Below are 1,633 nucleotides of genomic sequence, written 5' to 3' on the forward strand. Positions count from 1 at the left end.
GATCACCGCGCGAAACTTGCCATCTGCATCGATGCTGGCCTGCCCACCGTTCAGGCTGCACTGGTGGTTCATCCAGTCCAGCGTGTTCCAGCGCATGTCGTTCAGCTGGACGTTCCAGTAGCGGACCGTTTCCGGCAGGTCGGTTTCCAGCACCAGCGCGCAATCCGGCTCCAGCCGGAACAGGCCCTGATAGTAATGCTGCCCCTCCACGCCGCCGCGCCCGGCCCAGTCGTCTTGCTCGAAAGCGTTCCACAGCCCTTTCTGCTGCTGCCCGGCAATGAATCCTATGGCCATGCCCGCCAGTCGCTTGGGATAGGCGCACAAGGCCATCAGCCGCTCGGCAATCTCCGCCTCGCTCCAGCGGCGTGGCGCATGGGCCAGATCGCTGCGTTCGATGGCGATCCGCGCCTCCCGCTCCGTACCCCAATCATAGCTCGCCTGCCGCAGTGAGAGCGAACGCGCTGTCGGATCGAGAGGGTGCCAGTCCCCCTGCCAGTCCGCCGGTTTTTCCGCGCTCAGCATTAGGGAAAAGCGCCCTGCCTCATCCGGCGCCAGATCGTCGAAGTCGATCGTACCCAGCGACGGACCCAGTGCGTCCATCACGCCCAGCCCGCCAGCGGCAATATCCATCTGGAGGAAAATGCATTCCCCCCGTTCCCCGGTAATCAGGTAGCTGCCATTGCCATCAATCGAGGCTGCGGCATAGATGAAATCGGGGTTGGTGCCGACAAGGTTAAAATGCGTGCAAACTGCGGGAACGAAATCGGGGCGGTCACGATCGGCAAAGGTCGTCAGCCAGCCCGATGCCAGCGCCGTGAACAGCATCTTCTCGACTTCCGCCCGCTCCAGCCCGTCAGCTTCGCCCGGCAGCATGGCGAAGATATCCTCCGCCGAAGCGAGCTGCGCGAGATAGTCGGGCCAGCGGCTCACAGATAGGCCTCGTAGGCGCTGATGTAGTCGGCATAGACGCTTTCGACCTGCTCGCGCGTAAGCCCGTAATCGGCCAGTTCGTAGCGGTGTTGCCCGTGCTTGTCGGATGGATGCTCGCGCCACCAGCGCGTCACCGCTTGCTCCGTCTCTTGCGAAAACGCAATATCGGCGTGCTCGTAAACTTTGCGCACTGCGGCGACAGGATCCGAAATCAGGTCTCGGAAGGCGAGGTCCAGCACCTGCACTTGCGGATTGGATTGCCGCCAGGAAAGCGCCGCCGCCTGGCCATCGTGCCACAGGTGCAACAATTCCTGGCCCAGCTCGTTGCGGTCGATCCGGTCAATGGCAACGCAGCGGATGACTTCGATCAGTCGCGAGATTGATGCCATCACTGTAACCGGGTCTCGGTGCGGCTGCACCAACACCGCATCGGGGTAGATATCCAGCAATTCGGGCAGGTGGTGCGCGTGTTCCTGCACCTTGAGAACCCAGCGCTTGCGGGGATTTTTCCATGCCAGGTGCTGCAACCACATCTTGTGAACGCGGTAGCCAAAGCGCGTATCTGCCTTGCGATACCAATCGTAATAGGCCGGCAGGCGAAACAGCATCGTGGGATTGATGCCCTGAAACGCGGTTTCCAGCATCATGCCACATTCCTGCGGTATGCGCGCGCCGATCGGATGCGCTTTTAGCACATCCGCCC

2 protein-coding genes are annotated in these 1,633 nt (G+C 61.8%); both read right to left on the bottom strand.

Annotated features, from left to right (window positions below; translation table 11 throughout):
- Positions 1-930: hypothetical protein (locus C0456_RS20480; protein ID WP_291056537.1), on the bottom strand; the 930-nt coding region annotated here is incomplete at its 3' end.
- The coding region (locus C0456_RS20485; RefSeq protein WP_291056540.1) for a sulfotransferase at positions 927-1,633 on the bottom strand (707 nt) is incomplete at its 5' end. The genes C0456_RS20480 and C0456_RS20485, both read right to left, overlap by 4 nt.

The organism is Hyphomonas sp. (assembly GCF_013823385.1).
Taxonomy (GTDB): Bacteria; Pseudomonadota; Alphaproteobacteria; order Caulobacterales; family Hyphomonadaceae; genus Hyphomonas.